General features: G+C 75.0%; 18 protein-coding genes. 6 read left to right on the top strand and 12 right to left on the bottom strand.

The genetic code is table 11. The features are described from left to right. Nucleotides 1-79 precede the first annotated feature (79 nt). Both AB0K43_RS25950 and AB0K43_RS25945 read right to left on the bottom strand, forming a co-directional pair. Nucleotides 80-1,372, bottom strand: a complete 1,293-nt coding sequence (locus tag AB0K43_RS25950; RefSeq protein ID WP_363643768.1) for a CBS domain-containing protein — start codon at nucleotides 1,370-1,372, stop codon at nucleotides 80-82. Nucleotides 1,373-1,525: 153 nt separating this feature from the next. Continuing rightward, entirely contained in the window at nucleotides 1,526-2,065 is a 540-nt protein-coding gene (locus tag AB0K43_RS25945; protein ID WP_363643766.1) for a hypothetical protein, read from the bottom strand. A gap of 198 nt (nucleotides 2,066-2,263) precedes the next feature. Between AB0K43_RS25945 and AB0K43_RS25940 the strand changes: the two genes are divergently transcribed. Then, nucleotides 2,264-3,124: a DMT family transporter gene (locus AB0K43_RS25940; protein ID WP_363643820.1), complete on the top strand. Its 861-nt coding sequence runs from the start codon at nucleotides 2,264-2,266 to the stop codon at nucleotides 3,122-3,124. Between the two features lie 42 nt (nucleotides 3,125-3,166). Here the strand turns inward: AB0K43_RS25940 and corA are convergent, their stop codons facing one another. After that, nucleotides 3,167-4,279, bottom strand: a complete 1,113-nt coding sequence (corA, locus tag AB0K43_RS25935) for a magnesium/cobalt transporter CorA (protein WP_363643764.1) — start codon at nucleotides 4,277-4,279, stop codon at nucleotides 3,167-3,169. Nucleotides 4,280-4,697: 418 nt separating this feature from the next. Here corA and AB0K43_RS25930 point away from each other — a divergent pair, with 418 nt between their 5' ends. After that, entirely contained in the window at nucleotides 4,698-5,342 is a 645-nt protein-coding gene (locus tag AB0K43_RS25930) for a suppressor of fused domain protein (protein WP_363643762.1), read from the top strand. Between the two features lie 30 nt (nucleotides 5,343-5,372). Here the strand turns inward: AB0K43_RS25930 and AB0K43_RS25925 are convergent, their stop codons facing one another. The 6 genes from AB0K43_RS25925 to AB0K43_RS25900 form a co-directional block, all read right to left on the bottom strand. Further along, nucleotides 5,373-5,987, bottom strand: a complete 615-nt coding sequence (locus tag AB0K43_RS25925) for a MarC family protein (RefSeq protein ID WP_363643760.1) — start codon at nucleotides 5,985-5,987, stop codon at nucleotides 5,373-5,375. 199 nt (nucleotides 5,988-6,186) lie between these two features. After that, a complete protein-coding gene (locus tag AB0K43_RS25920; protein WP_363643758.1) occupies nucleotides 6,187-7,035 on the bottom strand; it encodes a PHP domain-containing protein in 849 nt (282 codons plus the stop codon). Nucleotides 7,036-7,072: 37 nt separating this feature from the next. Then, complete coding sequence (locus AB0K43_RS25915; RefSeq protein ID WP_363643756.1) at nucleotides 7,073-7,711, bottom strand: DUF6758 family protein; 639 nt, start codon at nucleotides 7,709-7,711, stop codon at nucleotides 7,073-7,075. A gap of 257 nt (nucleotides 7,712-7,968) precedes the next feature. After that, the gene (locus tag AB0K43_RS25910; RefSeq protein ID WP_363643754.1) at nucleotides 7,969-8,115 is read right to left on the bottom strand and encodes a hypothetical protein; all 147 of its coding nucleotides are present in this window, start codon (nucleotides 8,113-8,115) and stop codon (nucleotides 7,969-7,971) included. A gap of 538 nt (nucleotides 8,116-8,653) precedes the next feature. Beyond that, nucleotides 8,654-9,505, bottom strand: coding sequence for an alpha/beta fold hydrolase (locus AB0K43_RS25905; protein WP_363643752.1), 852 nt, complete (start codon nucleotides 9,503-9,505; stop codon nucleotides 8,654-8,656). A 148-nt stretch (nucleotides 9,506-9,653) separates the two neighbouring features. Beyond that, nucleotides 9,654-11,540 (bottom strand): DEAD/DEAH box helicase, encoded by a 1,887-nt coding sequence (locus tag AB0K43_RS25900; RefSeq protein WP_363643817.1) that lies wholly within the window; start codon nucleotides 11,538-11,540, stop codon nucleotides 9,654-9,656. 468 nt (nucleotides 11,541-12,008) lie between these two features. Between AB0K43_RS25900 and AB0K43_RS25895 the strand changes: the two genes are divergently transcribed. Next, nucleotides 12,009-12,761, top strand: coding sequence for a ferritin-like fold-containing protein (locus AB0K43_RS25895; protein WP_363643750.1), 753 nt, complete (start codon nucleotides 12,009-12,011; stop codon nucleotides 12,759-12,761). A gap of 12 nt (nucleotides 12,762-12,773) precedes the next feature. Here the strand turns inward: AB0K43_RS25895 and AB0K43_RS25890 are convergent, their stop codons facing one another. From AB0K43_RS25890 to AB0K43_RS25880, 3 genes are all read right to left on the bottom strand, one after another. Then, entirely contained in the window at nucleotides 12,774-13,061 is a 288-nt protein-coding gene (locus AB0K43_RS25890) for a hypothetical protein (protein ID WP_363643748.1), read from the bottom strand. 139 nt (nucleotides 13,062-13,200) lie between these two features. After that, nucleotides 13,201-13,428: a DUF3107 domain-containing protein gene (locus AB0K43_RS25885; protein ID WP_363643746.1), complete on the bottom strand. Its 228-nt coding sequence runs from the start codon at nucleotides 13,426-13,428 to the stop codon at nucleotides 13,201-13,203. Between the two features lie 122 nt (nucleotides 13,429-13,550). Then, complete coding sequence (locus tag AB0K43_RS25880) at nucleotides 13,551-14,222, bottom strand: TetR/AcrR family transcriptional regulator (protein WP_363643744.1); 672 nt, start codon at nucleotides 14,220-14,222, stop codon at nucleotides 13,551-13,553. Between the two features lie 208 nt (nucleotides 14,223-14,430). On the opposite strand from AB0K43_RS25880, the gene AB0K43_RS25875 reads away from it, so the two are divergent. From AB0K43_RS25875 to AB0K43_RS25865, 3 genes are all read left to right on the top strand, one after another. Then, on the top strand, nucleotides 14,431-15,339 hold the full coding sequence (locus AB0K43_RS25875; RefSeq protein ID WP_363643742.1) for an alpha/beta fold hydrolase: 909 nt from the start codon (nucleotides 14,431-14,433) through the stop codon (nucleotides 15,337-15,339). A 302-nt stretch (nucleotides 15,340-15,641) separates the two neighbouring features. Continuing rightward, nucleotides 15,642-17,258, top strand: a complete 1,617-nt coding sequence (locus AB0K43_RS25870; protein WP_363643740.1) for a DUF3492 domain-containing protein — start codon at nucleotides 15,642-15,644, stop codon at nucleotides 17,256-17,258. Then, nucleotides 17,258-18,340: a hypothetical protein gene (locus AB0K43_RS25865; RefSeq protein ID WP_363643738.1), complete on the top strand. Its 1,083-nt coding sequence runs from the start codon at nucleotides 17,258-17,260 to the stop codon at nucleotides 18,338-18,340. The genes AB0K43_RS25870 and AB0K43_RS25865 overlap by 1 nt, the downstream gene beginning before the upstream one ends. Nucleotides 18,341-18,385 lie beyond the last annotated feature (45 nt).

The raw sequence follows: 18,385 nt of genomic DNA, 5'->3' as shown, positions 1-18,385 counted from the left end.
CCGCAGCTCGCGCAGCTGGCGCAACTGCCGCAGGTCGCCCTGGAGCCGCTGGCGCGGGCTCTCCTCCCGCCGCTTCCGGTCAGCGTCCACCGGCCGCCTCGCTCTCGTGCTCGTGGGTGTCGCCGCCGTGCAGGGCCGCCTCGCGCCAGTCGTCCGGCAGCAGGTGGTCGAGCACGTCGTCGACCGTCACGGCGCCGAGCAGGTGGTCCGCCTCGTCCACCACGGGGGCGGCCACCAGGTTGTACGCGGCCAGGTAGCTGGTGATCAGCGGCAGTGGGGTGCCGGCCGGCAGCGGGTCGAGGTCGTCGTCGACGATCGAGCCGACCAGGGTGTACGGCGGCTCGCGCAGCAGCCGCTGGAAGTGGACGGTGCCGAGGAACTTGCCGGTCGGGGTCTCGGTCGGCGGCCGGCAGACGTACACCTGGGCGGCCAGGGCCGGCTTGTTGTCGGAGATCCGGACCCGGGCCAGCGCCTCCGCCACGGTCGCGTCCGGCTCCAGCACGAGCGGCTCGGTGGTCATCAGACCGCCCGCCGTGTCCTCCTCGTACGAGAGCAGCCGGCGCACCGAGGCGGCGTCCTCCGGCTCCATCAGCCGCAGCAGCCGCTCGGCGGCCTCCTCCGGCAGGTCGGACAGCAGGTCGGCGGCGTCGTCCGGGTCCATCGCCTCCAGCACGTCGGCGGCCCGCTCGTCCTTGAGCTTGCCGATGATCTCCACCTGGTCGTCCTCGGGCAGCTCCTCCAGGACGTCGGCCAGCCGGTCGTCGTCGAGGGCGGCGGCCACCTCGGCCCGCCGCTTGGCGGACAGGTGGTGCATCACGTTGGCCAGGTCGGCCGGGCGCAGCTGCTCGAAGGTGGCCAGCAGGTTGGCGGCGCCCTGGCCCTCCTCGGTGAGCGAGAAGCCGGTGACCGCGGACCAGTCCAGGGTGAGCGTCTCGCCCTTGCCCTTGCGCAGCCGCCCGACCTTGCCGACCTGCACGAAGACCTTGGTGATCTCCCACTCGCGGACCCGGGTCTGCACCATGGCCACGTCCAGGACGGTGACCTCCTCGGCGCTCTTGACCCGGGTGACGGTGCGGTCCAGCAGCTCGGCCAGCACCAGCGTCTCGGAGGGGCGCTGCTCGAACCGGCGCATGTTGATCACGCCGGTGGTGAGCACCTGGCCGGACTCCAGGCTGGTCACCCTGGTCATCGGCAGGAAGATCCGGCGGCGGCCGACCACCTCGACCACCAGGCCGAGCACCCGGGGCGGGCGCCCGCCGATCCGCAGCGAGACCACCACGTCGCGGACCCGGCCGACCTGGTCGCCGTTGGGGTCGAAGACGGCGACGCCGGAGAGGTGGGAGATGAAGACCCGGCTGCCTGGCCCTGCCATCGGCTCCTACCCTCATCTCTGTCGCTGCGCTGCTCCCCGCCGCACCGGTGCGGCCGCCTGCCGGGCCCCAGGCTACCCGCGCGGCCCCCGGGCAGCCCGCCGACCTGCGGCGGGGTGTGACGGCCCGTCGCCGCCCCCGGCCGGCGCCCGCGCTCAGCGCTTGCGGCGCTTCAGCAGCAGCCTGGGCAGGCCCGCCGGGATCGGCAGCCGGGTGGTCGCCGGGGTCGGCATCGGCTCGGCCACCAGCGAGCCGTCCGGCATCGCGCCGGGCTGCTCGGTGAGCGTGCCGGCCGGGGCCAGCCGCAGCACCCGGCACTCGCGGGCCCAGCGCTCGCCGATGGTGTCGGTGTCCGGGGCGTTCAGCCGCTTGCCCTTGAGCTCCTCGACCGCGCCCAGCCAGGCCTCGCTGCCCGGGGCCAGCTCGGCGACGGTGGCCGGCCAGCTGGTGAGCCGGCCCCACTTGTCCTTGCTGCGCACCGTCACGGTGGCGGTGGACCCGGCGGCCAGACCGTGCAGCGGCTGCTCCGCCCCGTCGCCGACCACCACCACGGCGCCGTCGTGCCAGGCGTGCCAGACGGCCCGCGCCTGCTGCTGCCCCTCGGCGCGGACCCAGAGCAGGCCGGACTTCTTCGCGGCCTCCTCCAGCAGAGCGCGGTCGAGGAGGTCAGCTGCCGTGGTCGTCGAAGGCTCCATGGCGGACAGCGTACGGCCTGGCCGTTGGCCGCCCGTCTCATCGGGCAGGACGACAGTGCCATGGGGTGCTGAGAGGCCTTACCGTTGTCGGGTTCCGTCCCTCCCCTCCCGAGGAGAGCTGTGCCTGCCGCCCCGACCGACGAGGTCACCGCAGCCGCCCCGGCCCGGGCCGCCGACGCCGCCGGGCAGCCGCCCGCACTGCCTCGCCTGGACCTGGTGCTGCTCGCCGTCTCGGTCGGGGGGATCTCGCTCTCGGCCCCGCTGATCAGCGCCACCGCCGCCCCCGCCCTGGCCATCGCGTTCTGGCGCAACGTCATGTCGGTCGGCGTGCTCGGGCCGTACGCGCTGCTGCGCCACCGGGCCGAGCTGCGGGGGATCGGCCGCCGGCCGCTGCTGCTGGCGACGGCCGCCGGTGCGCTGCTGGCGCTGCACTTCGGACTCTGGATGCCGAGCCTGCGGATGACCTCGGTGGCCTCGGCCACCGCGCTGGTGACCACCACCCCGCTGTGGACCATCCTGCTGATGCGGCTGCTGGGCCACCGCCCGCCCCGGCTGGTCTGGCTCGGCACCTGCGTGGCCTTCCTGGGCGTGCTGGTGCTGACCGGGGTCGATCTGTCGCTCTCCCCGCGCGCCCTGCTCGGTGACGCGCTGGCGCTCGGCGCGGGCCTCGCCGCGGCCGGCTACATGCTGCTCGGCGCCGAGGTCCGGCGCACCGTCAGCACCACCGCCTACACCCTGATCTGCTACGCCACCACGGCCGTCGTCCTGCTCGGCACCTGCCTGCTGGCGGGCACCGCGCTGTCCGGCTGGCCGGCCGGGGTCTGGTGGCAGATCGCCCTGCTGATGGTCACCGCCCAGCTGCTCGGTCACTCGCTGAGCAACCGGGTGGTCCGTACCCTTGGCCCCTCGGTCACCTCGACCGCGATCCTGCTGGAGACCCCGGGGGCGGCACTGATCGCCGCCTTCTGGCTGGGCCAGTGGCCGCCGGTGGCCGCGTACCCGGCGGTCGCGCTGATCCTGGTCGGCCTGGTGCTGGTCGCCCGCGGCGGCCGCCGCTGAGGGCGCCGCCGCCGGCCGGCCCGGCCGCCGATCGCCGGCGCCCTACAGCCAGCCGTTGCGGCGGAAGCCCCGGTACATCCCGACGCAGATCACCAGCACGCTGCCGAGCACCAGCGGATAGCCGTACTTGTGGTGCAGCTCCGGCATGTAGTCGAAGTTCATGCCGTAGATGCCAGTGATCATGGTGGGCACCGCGAAGATCGCCGCCCAGGCGGTGATCTTGCGCATGTCCTCGTTCTGCGCGACCGAGACCTGGGCCAGATTGGCCTGGAGCAGCGAGTTGAGCAGTTCGTCGAAGCCGTGCACCTGCTCGGTCACCCGGGCCAGGTGGTCGGCGACGTCCCGGAAGTACTTCTGGATGTCCGGGTCGACCAGCCGCTGCAGCGGGTCGGAGAGCAGCTGCATCGGCCGCAGCAGCGGCGCCACCGCCCGCTTGAACTCCAGTACCTCGCGCTTGAGTTGGTAGACCCGGCCGACATCGGCGCCGCGCCCGCCCTTGTTGGCGAAGACGTCGAACTCGATCTCGTCCACGTCGGTCTGCAGCCGGTCGGCGACCAGCAGGTAGTTGTCCACCACCTGGTCGGCGATCGCGTGCAGCACCGCGGCCGGGCCCTTGGCGAGCAGCCCGGAGCCGTCGGCGTCGGCCTCCAGCCGGTGCCGCAGCTCGTGCAGCGAGCTGTGCCCGCCGTGCCGGACGGTGATCACGAAGTCCCGGCCGGCGAAGACCATCAGCTCACCGGTCTCGACCACCTCGCTGGTCGGGGTCAGCTGGTCGTGGTCGACGTAGCGGATGGTCTTGAACACCGCGAAGAGCACGTTGTCGTAGCGCTCGACCTTCGGCCGCTGGTGCGCGTGCACCGCGTCCTCGACCGCCAGCGGGTGCAGGCCGAAGCGCTGGGCGATGCCCTCGAACTCGGCCTCGGTGGGCTCGTGCAGGCCGATCCAGCTGAACGAGCCCTCGTCCTCCTGCCGGAACAGCTTGACCAGCCGGGCCGCCTCGCGCGGGCTGCAGGCCTCGCCGGCCCGCTTCCCGTGCTGGTAGACCGCGCAGTCGACGACCGCCGAGATCGGGTTGCCGGGGTGCATCGGGTCGTACGAGTCCGTCCGGCGGCGGCCCGGACGGACTGCGGCGCGCAGGCTGTTGATCATCGACATGGCAGCAGGCTCCTTGGGCAGGGGCCGTCGCACGGCGGTGCTGGGGAGGGCCGGGTGCGACGGCGGGAACACCGATGGATGCCGGGGCCGGGAGCAGCGGGCAGGCTGCGAGGTGTCCAGGAAACTTGCCAGCGGCGGAGTTTGGACGGTTCGGCTCCGGGGAAGGTGCTCTCCCGACCGCGCGTGCGCCGCCCTACCTACCGCGAGGTCAGCGCTGGCGGCGGAGGAGGCGAGCAGGTCGGGCAGAGCTGCCGGTACTGCATGGTCGGCTGGTATCCACCGCAACCACCTCCTTCATGCCGCGGCTCCGGGCGTCAGAAGACCCGGGTAGCCATCTCCTCACACTAACAGCAATGGGTGCGGCCGTGTTGGAGTGTGCCCGAACCTGCCCGCGCGCCAGGGCGCTAAGGTCGCGTGCATGTCGCACGATTTCCCGCTGTTCGGTGATTTCTCCTCTCCTGACGAACCGTCGGACCTCTCCCGCGCGGCGGTGCTCTCCGCCGTCGAGGCCAGGCTGCTGACCACCTTCGGCGAACCGGCTGGCCGGGCCTCGGTCACCTTCCTGGGGGCGGACCGGATCGAGGTGCTGCGGTTCGGCCCCGACCGGGACGGACTGGTCCGGTACGCGACGCTGGGCATGTCGGCCGCGCCGATGGCGGACCCGGCCGCGGCGGTCGCCGACCCGGTCCGCGGGCCGCGGGCCGAGTTGGTGCTCAGCGTTCGTGGGGGGCGTGACGAGGTGCTCCGCACGCTGGTCACCTTCGCGGCCACCCCACAGGTCGAGGGCCTGGTGGTGGCGCCCGGGGGCTCGTTGGACCTCGGCGCACCGCTCTGGCCCGGTGCGCCGTTCACCTCCGTGCTGGTGGCCGAGCCCGGCGGCCTGGTGGCGGATCTGGAGCTGGCCGATCCGGCCGATCCGGTCCGCTTCCTGCCGCTGCTGCCGATGACCCCCAACGAGGCCGCCTTCAAGCGGGTGCAGGGCGCCGCGGCGCTGGAGGAGCGCTGGCTGCGGCACGGCAGCGACCTGCGCGACCCGCAGCGGCGCGCGGTGCCGCTGGACTGAGCGGGAGCCGCAGGCGGGGCCGATGCCCGGTCAGCTGTAGGACTTGATGAAGGCGAACACCCCGCTGGCCACCAGCTGGACGGCGATCGCCGAGAGCAGCAGTCCGGAGAGCCGGGTGATCAACACCACTCCGCCCTCCTTGATGATCCGGATGATCACCAGCGAGAACCGCATGGTCAGCCACATCACCACGTGCATGGCGACGATCGCCGTCCAGACGGCCGCGTACTCGGCGCCGCCGTCCGCCTTCTGCACGGCCAGGATGACCGCCACGATCGCGCCCGGCCCGGCCAGCAGCGGGGTGCCGAGCGGCACCAGCGCGACGTTGACGTCCTTGGTCTGGGTCGGCTCCTCGATCTTGCCGGTCAGCAGGTCGAGGGCGATCAGCAGCAGCAGGATCCCGCCGGAGACCTGCAGGGCCGGGATGGAGACGTGCAGGTAGTCCAGGATCTGCTGGCCGAACAGGCCGAAGCAGGTGATCACGCCGAGTGCCACCGCCGCCGCCTGCCAGGCCATCCGGCGCTGCACCCGGGCGGCCCGGCCGGAGGTCAGCGCGAGGAAGATCGGGATGGTCCCGGGCGGGTCCATGATCACGAAGAGGGTGACGAAGAGCGACCCGAAGACGGTGGTGTCGAAGAGGCTCACCGCTCGGCCCCGCCCTGCTGCTGCTCGCTCATCTCGCGGCTCTCGACTCGGAGGACCATGGGGAGGATTGTCCGAGTCTGTCATGAGATGGCGGGATTCGGCCGCCTGACGGGTCGACGGCGGGACCGGTGGCTGGTCGGTGGCTGGCCGGTGGCTGGCCGGCGGGCCCCGGCAGTCGGACGGCGGGGCCCGCCGCGCCTCAGCCGGTGAGCGGGCGGGCCCCGGTGGCCTGGGCGACCAGGGCCTCGTACACCGCCGGGTCCGTGGTGTACTCGCCCAGCCGGACCGTCTTGCGGTGCCCGTGGTAGTCGCTGGACCCGGTGGTCAGCAGGCCGAGCTCGGCCGCCAGGCCGCGCAGCCGGGCCCGGGTCGGCTCGTCGTGGTCGGTGTGGTCCACCTCCAGCGCCGCCAGGCCGGCCGCCGCCAGGTCGGCGATCACCTGGTCGGAGACGGTGTCACCGCGCTTGGCCGCGCCGGGGTGGGCGAACACCGGCACACCGCCGGCGGCCCGGACCAGCCGGACGGCCGTCACCGGGTCGGTCTCGTGCTTGCGGACGTCCGCCCGCCCGCCGTTGGCCAGCCACTCGGCGGTGAAGGCGTCCGAGACGGTCGCCACCACGCCCGCCTCGACCAGCGCGCTGGCGATGTGCGGGCGGCCCACCGAGCCGGCCCCGGCGATCCGCTCCACCTGCTCCCAGCTGATCGGCGCGCCCAGCTCGCGGCAGCGCTCGACGATCGCCCGGCCGCGCCGGAACCGGTCGTTGCGCACCAGCTCCCGCTCGGCGGCGAAGGCCGGCTCCGCGGGGTCGAAGAGGTAGGCCAGCAGGTGCAGGCTGACCCCGTCGGTGTGGCAGGACAGCTCCGCCCCCGGCACCAGGGTCAGCCTGGTGCCGGTGAGCGCCTCGGCGGCCTCGGCGTGACCGGCCACGGTGTCGTGGTCGGTCAGCGCGACCACGTCCAGCCCGGCGGCGACGGCCGCCGCGACCAGCTCGGCCGGGCTGTCGGTGCCGTCGGAGGCGTTGCTGTGGGCGTGCAGGTCGATGCGCACGGGCGGGGCTCCTGTGGGTCGGGTGGCCCCAGGATAGTCAGCCCAGCAGGCGCGGTGAGAGGGCTCCGCAGGGCAGCAGGCCGAGCTCGGCGCCCGCGTCCCGGAGGTCGGTGATGACCAGCTCGTCGTGCATCAGCAGGGCGGACTGCTCGGGCCAGGCGATCGCCCAGAGCCATAGGCCGCGGGCCTCGCCGACGTACACCGCGCGATCCGGCGGTGCCTCCGGCACGTGGAACATCGGGGTGGGCCGGCCGGCCGCCATCAGCTTGGCGTCGGCGGGCTTGTAGAGCGAGACCGAATCGCCCGGGTCGGGGCCGGGCAGCCCCGCGTACCGGGCGCCGAGGCCGACGCCGAGCTCCTCGGCGACCAGCATCAGCTCGCCGAAACCGCCCAGCGGCGCCGGACCCGAGCAGGCCACCGCGGTGGCCCGGGCGCCGGAGAGGTCGTCCCCCGCGTGCGAGATGCCGGTGAACAGCCAGCCGACCGGCAGCGGCCAGGGCAGCCAGACCGGCACCTGGGAGCGGGCCACGGCCACGCTCAGGGCCTCCACGCTGGGGGGAAGCACCGGCTGCATCGGGTAGACGGCGCCGTGCTGGTCACACTGCCAGGTGTCGGAGAAGAGGCCTGGGGCGCGGACCCGACCGGCGCACCTCGGGCAGCTTGGCTCGCCCCTCATAGCCGACAACGGTCCTCCCTCCGGTCCGCCGCGTCAAGGACGGTCACCCGTACGTGGTGCGTCGCGCCGGCCGGCCGGGTGCGGCCGACGGCGGGTGCGGCCTCGGTAGGGCATGTCCCGGGAGGTGGGGTGCCAAACACCGGGCTGGTGGGGGGCCTGGCCCGGAAGCGCCGACGCCCCGCCGTCCACGGTGTGGAGGGCGGGGCGTCAGTCGGGTATCGGAGGGTCGGACGCGGCGTCGGCCGGTCCGGCTCCGCTCAGATCGCCTTGCACGGACGGATGTAGAGGCGCTCACCGGTCAGCTCGGCGGCCTTCAGGTACTCGCGGACGGTCTCGGCGTCGGCGATCAGGCGGTCGGTGGCGGCGCCCTGGGCGTCGTCCAGGCGGAGGATCTCGAAGCGCATGGGCCTCTCCCTTCCTGGCCCCGGGATCCGGGGCGTCGTCGGCCGAGGCTGGCTCGGCCCTGGTACGGGCGGTTGTCCGGTCGGTGCTGCAGGTGCCCGCATCGCTCCCCCGTCGGCGGTCGCGCTGCGCCGGTGGTGCTCCGGCGATGCTGCTCGGCGCGCCGGATGCGGCGCCACGGCCTCGGTGACTACGGTGCCCGGCCGGTGCTTCCGGTCGATTGCCTGTCCGTAAAGTCCTGGTTTCGGGTGACCTGGCGGTCGAGATCGTCGAGGCGGCGCGGATCGGCCCCGGGCAGGGCCGGTCGACAGGGGTGGGCGGGCGTACTGATTCCCGGACAGAATCAAATATTACCCGAGCTAACGACTTTTGTCGCGTGACTTGTGCCGCCCCGGTGAACCGGGGGAGCCGGACCGGTGCCGGATCCGCTGACGGGCCCGGTCGCGGACCCGGCAGCGGGCCCGGTCACGGGAGGGCGCGGGAGTGCGGTGACGGGAGGGTGGGGCGGGGAGAGCCGGAGGGCGCGGGCGCGGGGCCGGCTCAGCCCCAGAACGCCGCCAGGGCGGCGGCCGTGGCGGCCGGCTGCTCGGCGTTGGGGGAGTGCCCGGCGTCCTCGACGACCACCCGCCGGGCGCCGAGGCGCTCCGCCATCCGCGCCTGCTCCTCGACCGGCCAGGCGTAGTCGCGGACACCGGACAGCACCAGCTTGGGCAGCGGGACCTCGGCCAGCTCGCCCACCCGGTCCGGTGCGGACACCAGGTGGCCGCCCATCGCGGACAGCGCCTGCGGCACGTTGGCCAGCCAGCGGCGGTGCAGGAAGTCGGCGATCTCCGCCGGCAGCGGCTCGGCCGGGGGCTTCTCCATCTGCTGCATCACCTGCCAGATCGGCTCCAGCTCCATGGTGGCCAGCGCGTCGATCAGCAGCTTGGTCCGGGCGGCCTCGGCCGGGTCGATCGCGCCGGGCCCGGTCGCCAGCAGGGTCAGCGAGGCCCACGGCAGCGGCCCCTCGGCCGCCAGCACGGCCTCCCTGGCCACCTGGCCGCCGAAGGAGTGCCCCAGCAGGTGCAGCGGGCCGTCGCCGGCCAGTGCCCCGGCCAGTGCCCGGACGTCCCGGCCCAGCTCCGGCACCGCGTACGCGGCGGGGTCGGCCGGGCCGCCGGTCTCGTACTGGCCGCGCTGGTCCACCGCCGCCACCCGGTAGCCGGCCGCCGCCAGCGGTTCCAGGAGGGCGATGAAGTCCTCCTTGCTGCCGGTGAAGCCGGGCACCAGCAGCGCCGTGCCGCGGACCGCGCCGGCCGGCTCGGCCAGCAGCGCGGCGAACTCCCCGCGCTCGGTCGACAGCCGCAGGGCCCGGGCGCAGCCGGGCAGGGTCAGGAACGGCGGGGTGCTCATCGGGGCGGGCTCCTCCGGTACCGGGGCGGGGTTCCGAGCTTACGGCGGTGGTGGGCCGCGACCGGCCGCCGGGTCGTGGCGAAACGCCGCCGGGCGGGCCGGATCGGTGATCCGGCCCGCCCGGGGCGGTCCTGCGTGGGGCTGCGGCTCAGCCCTCCGGCGTGGCCTCGACCGGCTCCGCGACCTTGCGGGCGCGGGTCCGGCGGCGCGGGGCGGCCTCGCTGGGCTCCCCCTCCTGCGCGGGGATGCTCACCACGGCCTCCGCGGGCGCGGCGGCCGCGGTCTTGCGGGTCCGGGTGCGGCGCGGGGCCGGAGCCTCGACCACCTCGGTGGCCGTGACGGCCTCGACCACGGTCACGGTCTCCGCGGCGGCCTTGGGCTCCGCGGCCTTGCGGGTCCGGGTCCTGGTCCGGCGCCCGGCCTCCTCGGCCGGGGCAGAGGCCGGGGCCGGGGCGGCCTGGACGGCCGGCACGGCCGCCTCGGCGACGGTCCCGGCGGTGGCCGCCACCGGCTCGGTGCCGCGGGCGGCGCCGCGGGTGCGGCGACGCTCGCGCTGCTTGCGGGCCGGACGCTCGGCGGCCTCCGGCTCGGGGGCCGCCACCACGGGGGCGCCGCCGCTGCGGCCGCCGCGCGAGCGACCGCCCGCGCCGCTGCCGCCACGGGCGCCACGGCCGCCGGTCTCGCCGAGGTCCTCGACCTCCTCGGCGTTCAGGCCGGCCCGGGTGCGCTCCGAGCGCGGCAGCACGCCGGTGGTGCCCGGGGCGATCTTCAGCAGTTCGTACAGGTGCGGCGAGGTGGAGTAGGTCTCCTCCGGCTCCGGGAACTTGAGGTCCAGCGCCTTGTTGATCAGCTGCCAGCGCGGGATGTCGTCCCAGTCGACCAGGGTCACGGCGGTGCCGGACGCGCCGGCCCGGCCGGTGCGGCCGATCCGGTGCAGGTAGGTCTTCTCGTCCTCGGGGCACTGGTAGTTGATGACGTGCGTGACGCCCTCGACGTCGATGCCGCGGGCCGCGACGTCGGTGCAGACCAGGACGTCGACCTTGCCGCTGCGGAAGGCCCGCAGGGCCTGCTCGCGGGCGCCCTGGCCGAGGTCGCCGTGGACGGCGCCGGCCGCGAAGCCGCGCTTGGTCAGCTGCTCGGAGACGTCGGCCGCGGTGCGCTTGGTGCGGCAGAAGATCATCGCGAGCCCGCGGCCCTCGGCCTGCATGATCCGCGAGACCATCTCGACCTTGTCGAGCGAGTGCGCGCGGAAGATGTGCTGGGTGGTGTTGGCCACGGTGTGGCCGGTGTCGTCCGGCGCCGCCGCCCGGATGTGGGTCGGCTGGCTCATGTACCGGCGGGCGAGGCTGATCACCTGGCCCGGCATGGTGGCCGAGAACAGCAGGGTCTGCCGCTTGGCCGGCAGCATGGTGATGATCTTCTCGACGTCCGGCAGGAAGCCCAGGTCGAGCATCTCGTCGGCCTCGTCCAGCACCAGCGCGCGGACCTGCGAGAGGTCCAGCTTGCGCTGGCCGGCCAGGTCGAGCAGCCGGCCCGGGGTGCCGACGATGATGTCGACGCCCTTGCGGAGCGCCTCCACCTGCGGCTCGTAGGCCCGGCCGCCGTAGATGGCGAGCACCCGGACGTTGCGGACCTTGCCCGCGGTCTGGAGGTCGTTGGTGACCTGCGTGCACAGCTCGCGGGTCGGGACGACGATCAGCGCCTGCGGGCTCTCGGAGAGCTGCTCCTCGGTGGCGCGGCCGGCGTCGACGTCGGCCCGGACCACGACCCGCTCGATCAGCGGCAGGCCGAAGCCCAGGGTCTTGCCGGTGCCGGTCTTGGCCTGGCCGATGACGTCGTGCCCGGTCAGCGCGACCGGGAGGGTCATCTCCTGGATGGGGAAGGGGTGGACGATGCCGACGGCCTCGAGGGCCTCGGCGGTCTCCGGGAGGATCCCCAGGTCCCGGAACGTCGTCTTGGTGGGTTCAGCGGTGGTGGACAGGGTGCTGCCTCTTCCATATGGGGGGCCGAGAGCGAGAGGGCGGCGGGCGGCCATACCGCTGCGGCGGGCCGTCGAAGGGCCACGGTTCACAGCTGTGGGTCGCACACCGCGCCGGTCCCTGCTGCCTGCTGACCCGCGCGGCCCGGTGAAGGGCGCGTCGTCCGGCGGCGTGGGGGAGGATTCCCGTGAGGGGTCGGCGCGGGACCTGCGCCGTGGCGCGGTCCGCGGCGGCCCTCGCTCGGCCACTGATGCGGTGCCAAGGCCCGAAGTCCAGGCCATGGTCGGAGCCGATCGGGTCTCCGACCGGGCATCCGCGTACGTGAGTGCCTGACTCCGTACGGAGCACGTCTGCGCGGCCTGTCCACAGGGACGGGCCGCGCGAGTACACCAGGCCTCACTACCACCATACAGTCCAGCGCCGACTCGAACACGTGACGCGCCTTACTCGGGCTGGTGGGCGGGGGGTCCGGCCGGGCGGCCGGAGCGGGTGGCGGGTGGCCAGGCGGTCTAAGGTGACGTGCCATGGAGACTCAGGAATCTGGCGAGGGCACCCCGACCGACTCGACCGCCGCGGACGGGGCCGGCTCGATCGGCGACTGGGCGAGCTGCGCCGCGGACCCGGGCTACCGGGCGGCCGTGCTCGACCTGCTCGGCGCGCTCGCGTACGGCGAGCTGAGCGCGTTCGAGCGGCTCGCGGAGGACGCCAAGTTCGCCCCCGGCCTGGTCGACAAGGCCGCGCTGGCCCGGATGGCCTCGGCCGAGTTCCAGCACTACCAGCTGCTGCACGACCGGATCGCCGAGGTCGGCGCGGACCCGACCGAGGTGATGACGCCCTTCGTCGAGCCGCTGGAGGCCTTCCACCGGCTGACCGCGCCCTCGGACTGGCTGGAGGGCCTGGTCAAGGCGTACGTCGGGGACGCCATCGCGACCGACTTCTACCGCGAGGTGGCCGTCCGGCTGGACGACGACACCCGGGACCTGGTGCTGCGGGTGATGGCCGAGACCGGGCACGCGGCCTTCGCCGTGGACCGGGTGCGACAGGCGATCGAGGACGAGCCCAGGGTGGGCGGGCGGCTCGCGCTCTGGGGCCGCCGGCTGATGGGTGAGGCGCTCAGCCAGGCGCAGCGGGTGGTCGCCGAGCGCGACGCGCTGTCCAACCTGCTGGTGGGCGGCGCCCAGGTGCAGGGCTTCGACCTGGTCGAGGTCGGCAAGATGTTCAACCGGATCACCGAGGCGCACACCCGTCGGATGGCGGCGCTGGGCCTCGCGTCCTGAGCCGGCCGCCGCTCAGGCGGGCCGGTGCCGGCGGTGGTTGCCGCCGCGCCGGGGCGCACGGTCCGGCCGGGCCGGCACCGAGACCAGCAGCACCGCGCTGACCGCGGAGACGGCGAGGGCGGCGGCCGGCAGCCGCCCGTCGAAGGCGTAGCGGGAGATCACCCCGCCCAGCAGGGCGGCCACCAGCGCGGTCGAGACGGTGAGGGCCCGGGCGGCCGGGTACCAGCCCGGCAGCAGCACCACGGCGCCGAAGCCGACGGTCAGGCCGATCAGGGCGTAGGCGATCGTCTCGACGTACACGGGCTGCCTCCCGGGGGCGCGCGATGGTTGCCGTAGGTCGCCCTACCCGCCGCGCACCCGGGGTACGCCCGGGACGCCGAAACGGCGGTGCCCGTCCCCCTGCTCCGGGGGACGGGCACCGCCGTTCGACTCGGGCGCCTCAGAGAGTGCCGAAGCCCACCTTGCGCGCGGCCTGCTCGCCGATCTCCACGTACGCCAGGCGCTCGGCCGGGACGAGGACGCGACGGCCGTGCTCATCGGTGAGGGAGAGGAGCTTCTCGGTGCCCTCCAGCGCCTTGGCGACCGCGCTCGCGACCTCGTCAGCACTCAGCGAGCTCTCGAGCACGATCTCTCGGGGCGCGTTCTGCACGCCGATCTTGACCTCCACGGCTTCCATCCCTCCGGGGTTGCAACAGCCATGCGCACCACCTCGAACAGGTGTCCGCGGTCCTTGCGCCGTACGGCTTCACCTTAGAGCACGGCTCGGGCCGCGCGGCGAAGCTCCGCTGATCAGCTGTCCGCCGGCTCCTCGCCGTCCAGGTCGCCGTCCTGGTCGTGCGGGTGCATCGGGAAGCCCTTGAGGCCGCGCCAGGACAGGCTGGCGACCAGCCGGACGGCCTCGTCCCGGGGGATCTCCTGGCCCTGCGAGAGCCAGTAGCGGGCGGTGATCTGGGCCAGGCCGCAGACGCCGGCGGCCAGCAGCTTGGCCTCCGCCTCGGGCAGGTCGGTGTCCTCGGCGATCACCTTGCTGACCAGGGTGGCGCTCAGGTCGCTGGCCCGCTCCACCCGCTCGCGCACGGCGGGCTCGTTGGTCAGGTCGGACTCGAAGACCAGCCGGAAGGCGCCGGACTCGCTGGAGACGTAGTGGAAGTACGCCTCCATGGTGGCGGCGACCCGCTGCTTGTTGTCGGTGGTCGCGGCGAGCGCCTCGCGGGTGGCGTCGACCAGGGCGTCGCAGTGCTTGTCGAGGAGCGCGAGGTAGAGCTCCAGCTTGCCCGGGAAGTGCTGGTAGAGCACCGGCTTGCTGACCCCGGCCCGGTCGGCGATGTCGTCCATGGCGGCCGAGTGGTAGCCCTGGGCGACGAACACCTCCTGGGCCGCGCCGAGCAGTTGTTCACGGCGGGCGCTTCGCGGCAGGCGAGCACCGCGCGGGCGCTCCTGCGCCTCCTGGATGGCCGTCACGGCGCTCCTCACTTCACGGTCGGACATGGCTGGCAGGGCCATTGATTCTACTTTTCGGTAACCGGGTCTGCTCCCGGCAGAGCCGAGTAAAACGTAGAAACGGCCTTGTCGGGAGCCCACAATACGGTCCGGATCTGCGCTGTCCACAGGGTGAGATCCGGCCCGGCGGCCGGTGGGGCCGGGTACCGGCTTACTACCATCGTGCTCCATGAGCGCTGATCAGCTGGAGACCGAGGCCGAATCGTTCCGAACCGTACGGGTGCCCGGGGCCGAGCTGGCGGTCCGCGGACCTTCGGCCGGCGCCCGGGACGGTCTGCCGCCGGCGCTCTACGTGCACGGTCTCGGCGGCTCGGCCGACAACTGGAGCGCGCTGATGGCGGAGCTGTCCGGCCAGGTGGCGGGGGAGGCGCTGGACCTGCCGGGCTTCGGCTGGTCCGCGCCGCCGCAGGACGGCAACCTCTCGGTCTCCGGGCACGCCCGGGCGGTGATCGGGTACCTGGAGCAGGCCGGCCGCGGGCCGGTCCACCTGTTCGGCAACTCGCTCGGCGGCGCCGTCTCGGTCCGGGTCGCGGCGGTGCGGCCCGACCTGGTGCGCAGCCTGACCCTGATCTCGCCGGCCCTGCCCGAGCTGCCCCCGCAGCGCAGCGCCTGGCCGACCGGCCTGCTGGCGGTGCCCGGGCTGCCCGCCCTGCTCGGCCGCGCCCCGGACCGCCGGCGCAGCGTCGAGGCGGCCACCGACAGCCTGCTGCGGCTGGTGTACGCGGACCCGTCGGCCATACCGGCCGCGCAGCGGGCCAGGGCGGTGGCGGAGTACCGGCGGCGGATGGCGCTGCCGTACGCGCTGCCGGTGCTGGCCGGCTCGGCCCGCGGGGTGGTCTCGGCGTACACCGAGCGCGGCGAGCAGTCGCTCTGGCGGCAGGCCGCGCAGGTGCGGGTGCCGGTGCTGCTGGTGTACGGGCTGAAGGACAAGCTGGTGTCCTACCGCTCCGCCCGGCGGGCCTGCGAGGCGTTCGCGGACGCCCGGCTGCTGGTGCTGCCCGACTCCGGGCACGTGGCGATGATGGAGCACCCGGACCGGGTGGCCCGGGCCGTCCGGGAGCTGCTGGCCGAGGCCTGAGCAACGCCACAGGCGCCCCCCGGTCACGCTGGTTCACTCATTCAGGTGGCTACCAGGCAGGTGAGCGAGGTGATGGCGCCGGGGCGTTCTACCTTCGTGGTGTCAGACCGAACAGGTGTGGGGGAGCAGCGGCCGTCGGAGTCCGAGGGCGCTGAACAGCGGAGCCGGGTGCCGGGGCCACGGGGAGTGGTCGCGGCGCCGCCCGGGGCCGTTTCCTTTCTGAGCATTGGTGTCGCTGGTTGATCAGGCTCCCTGTGTCGTAGTCGTTGAACCCAGGTCGAACGCTCTGCTCTGGAGGCGTCGTGCGCATCGCTCTGCTCACCGAGAGCACCTATTCGAACGCGAAGCGTGGTGACAGCTGGTGCGGCCGATTGGCCGACGGGCTGGTCGAGCACGAGTTCCGGCTCTACCTGCTGGCCCGCGGCGCCCGGCCCGAGGAGCCCGCCGCGCCCGACCCGGGCGAGCCGCCGGTGCGCGGGCTGTCGGCGGTGCACGAGCTGCCGATGTGGGGCCGCCGGCCGGCCGGCCGGGCGCCCTCGGCGCACCGCCGCAGGCTGTACCGCAAGGCGTACGAGCAACTGGTGCGAGCCCTGGTGCTGCCGGGCGAGCGGGCCTCCTTCGGGCCAGGTCTCCACCGGCTGGCCGAGCTGGCCAGGGCGGACGGCGCGCTGCCCGCCTTCCTCGCCTCCGGGGCCGCCCAGCGGGTGCTGGAGCAGGCCTGGCGCTCGCCCGGGGCGGACACCGCAGCCGGCCAGCCGCTGGTGCGGGACGTCCTGGTCGCGGCCGACCTGCTGGAGCAGTGCCTGCGCCCGCTCTCGGCCGGCTGGTACGGCACCGGGCCCGGCGGGCTGGGCGCCGCCGACCTGTGCCACGTGGTCGGCGGCGGCCCGGCCGCGCTGCCCGCGCTGGTGGCCAAGCAGCTGCACGGCATCCCGTTCGTGGTCACCGAGCACGGGCTGCACCTGCGCGAGCAGTACCGCAGCTACCGCACCGCGCCGTACCGCTGGCCGGTCCGGGCGCTGCTGCTGACCTTCTTCCGGCTGCTCACCGAGGAGACCTACCGGCAGGCCGCCGTGCTCACCCCGGGCAGCTCCTACGACCAGCAGTGGCAGCAGCGCTGCGGCGCCGACCCGGCGCGGATCAGGGTGGTGCACGAGGGCACCCCCGCGGTCGCCCGGGAGGCCGCCGGGCCCGAGCCGCAGGCGCCCACCCTGGTCTGGGCCGGCGCGCTGGAGCCCGGCCGGGACCCAGAGCTGATGCTGCACGCCTTCGCCAAGGTCCGGGCCGAGCTGCCCGGCGCGCTGCTGCGGATGTACGGCGAGGAGGGCGTGCCCGGGTACCGCCGGCACTGCGAGGCCATCGCCGAGCGGCTCGGCATCGCCGCCGCGGTGGCCTTCGAGGGGCGGCCCGCGGCGCCGGCCGAGGCCTGGCCGCAGGGCCGGGTGGTGGTCTTCTCGGCGCTCGCCCAGCGCAGCCCGCGCCTGCTGGCCGACGCGATGCTCAGCGGCCGGGCCGTGGTCGCCACCGATGTCGGGGTGGCCCGCGAGGTGGTCGGGCCGACCGGGCTGCTGGTGCCGCCGCGCAGTCCGCTGGCGCTGGCCGGCGCCTGCCTGGCCCTGCTGGGCGACGAGGAGCGCCGGGCCAGACTCGGCCTGGCCGGCCGCCTGCGCGCGCAGGAACGGTTCGCGGTGGAGCCGGTGGTCACCGCCTTCCGGGACATCTACCTGGAGCTGGTCTCGCGCTGGCCGGCCTTTCCGGCCGGAGCCGGCGAGCGGCTCCAGCCGTTCGCCCGGCCCGCCGAATACTGGGTGGCCGGGGTGGCTGCCGAGGCCGAGCCGCCCGAGGCCGCACCCGGTGCCGACCGGGCCCGACCGGCCACGGACGCGGCGGCGCCCGGCGCGCTGGCCGAGGCGGTCTGATGCCCCGGCCGGGGCCCCGGCTCGGCAGCACCGACCGACCACCCGCCGCCGGGCCGGCCGAGGGCCCGCCGGCCGATCCGGTGCGCGAGCTGATCGGCCGGCACCGCGCGCTGTGCGAGCAGGCCGTGGACGCGCTGGAGATCGCCGCCGCCCTGGAGGACGCCGGCATCGGCGCCGGTACGGCCGGCCACTACCGCCACGCGGACGTCTTCGGGCTGGCCGAGGAGCTCTACGCCCGGGTGCCCCGCCGCCCGCCGGAGCCGGGCCCGGCCGAGCGGCCCGCTCCCTGGTCCCGCAGCTGGGGCCGGGCCGCGCGGGCCGCCGTCCGGCACGGCCTGCCCGCCGCACTGCTGCTGCTGGCCGGGTCGGCGCTGCGCGGGCTCGGGTGGCCGGCCGCCCTCGGGCTGCTGCTGCTCGCCGCCGTCCCGCTGGCCCGGGCCGCCCCGGTCGGGGGCCCGGCGGTGCGGTGCGGCTACGGGCTGGGGCTCGCCCTGCTGCTGGCCCCGGCTATCGCCCCGGTCGCCACCGACGCGGGCGGCACGGACGGCCTGCTGGCCGCCGTCGCGGTGCTGGGCCTGGGCCCGGCGGCCTGGTCGGCCGACTGGCTGCGCCGGACGGGGCAGGGCCACCTCGGCTCGGCCCGCACGATGGCGGAGTTCCGGGCCCGGATGCGGCCGGTGCTCCCGGTCGCCGCCCTGCTGCACCTGGCCGTGCTCGCGGTGCTGACCTTCGCCGCGCTGGCGGCCGCCACCGCGCTGGCACCGCGGCCCGGCCCCGCCACCGGCCTGCTGCACGGCGCCGCGCACCGGGCCGGCGCCGCCCAGTGGGCCGCCCAGGCCGCGGCCGCGCTGCTGCTGGTGCTGGTCACGGCGCTGCTGCGGTGCGAGCACCCGGCCCTGGCCGGCGCGGCCCTGCCGGTCGCGGGGCTGGCCGAGCTGGTGCTCACCGGCCTCCTCCCGACGGCCCAGGGCGCGGCGGCGGCCCGGCTGGTGGCCTGCGGCGCGGTCGCGCTGCTGCTGCTCCCGTACGCCTGGGCGGCGTTCGGCCGCCCCGGTTCCTACCGACCGGTCCCGCCCGGCTGAGGGGCCGGCCGGGCCGTACGACCTGTCAACCGAGAGAAACCGCCC

Origin of the sequence: Kitasatospora sp. NPDC049258 (assembly GCF_040678895.1) — a bacterium.
In the GTDB taxonomy this organism is placed as follows: Bacteria; Actinomycetota; Actinomycetes; order Streptomycetales; family Streptomycetaceae; genus Kitasatospora.
This window is presented reverse-complemented; position numbering and strand designations above follow the sequence as displayed.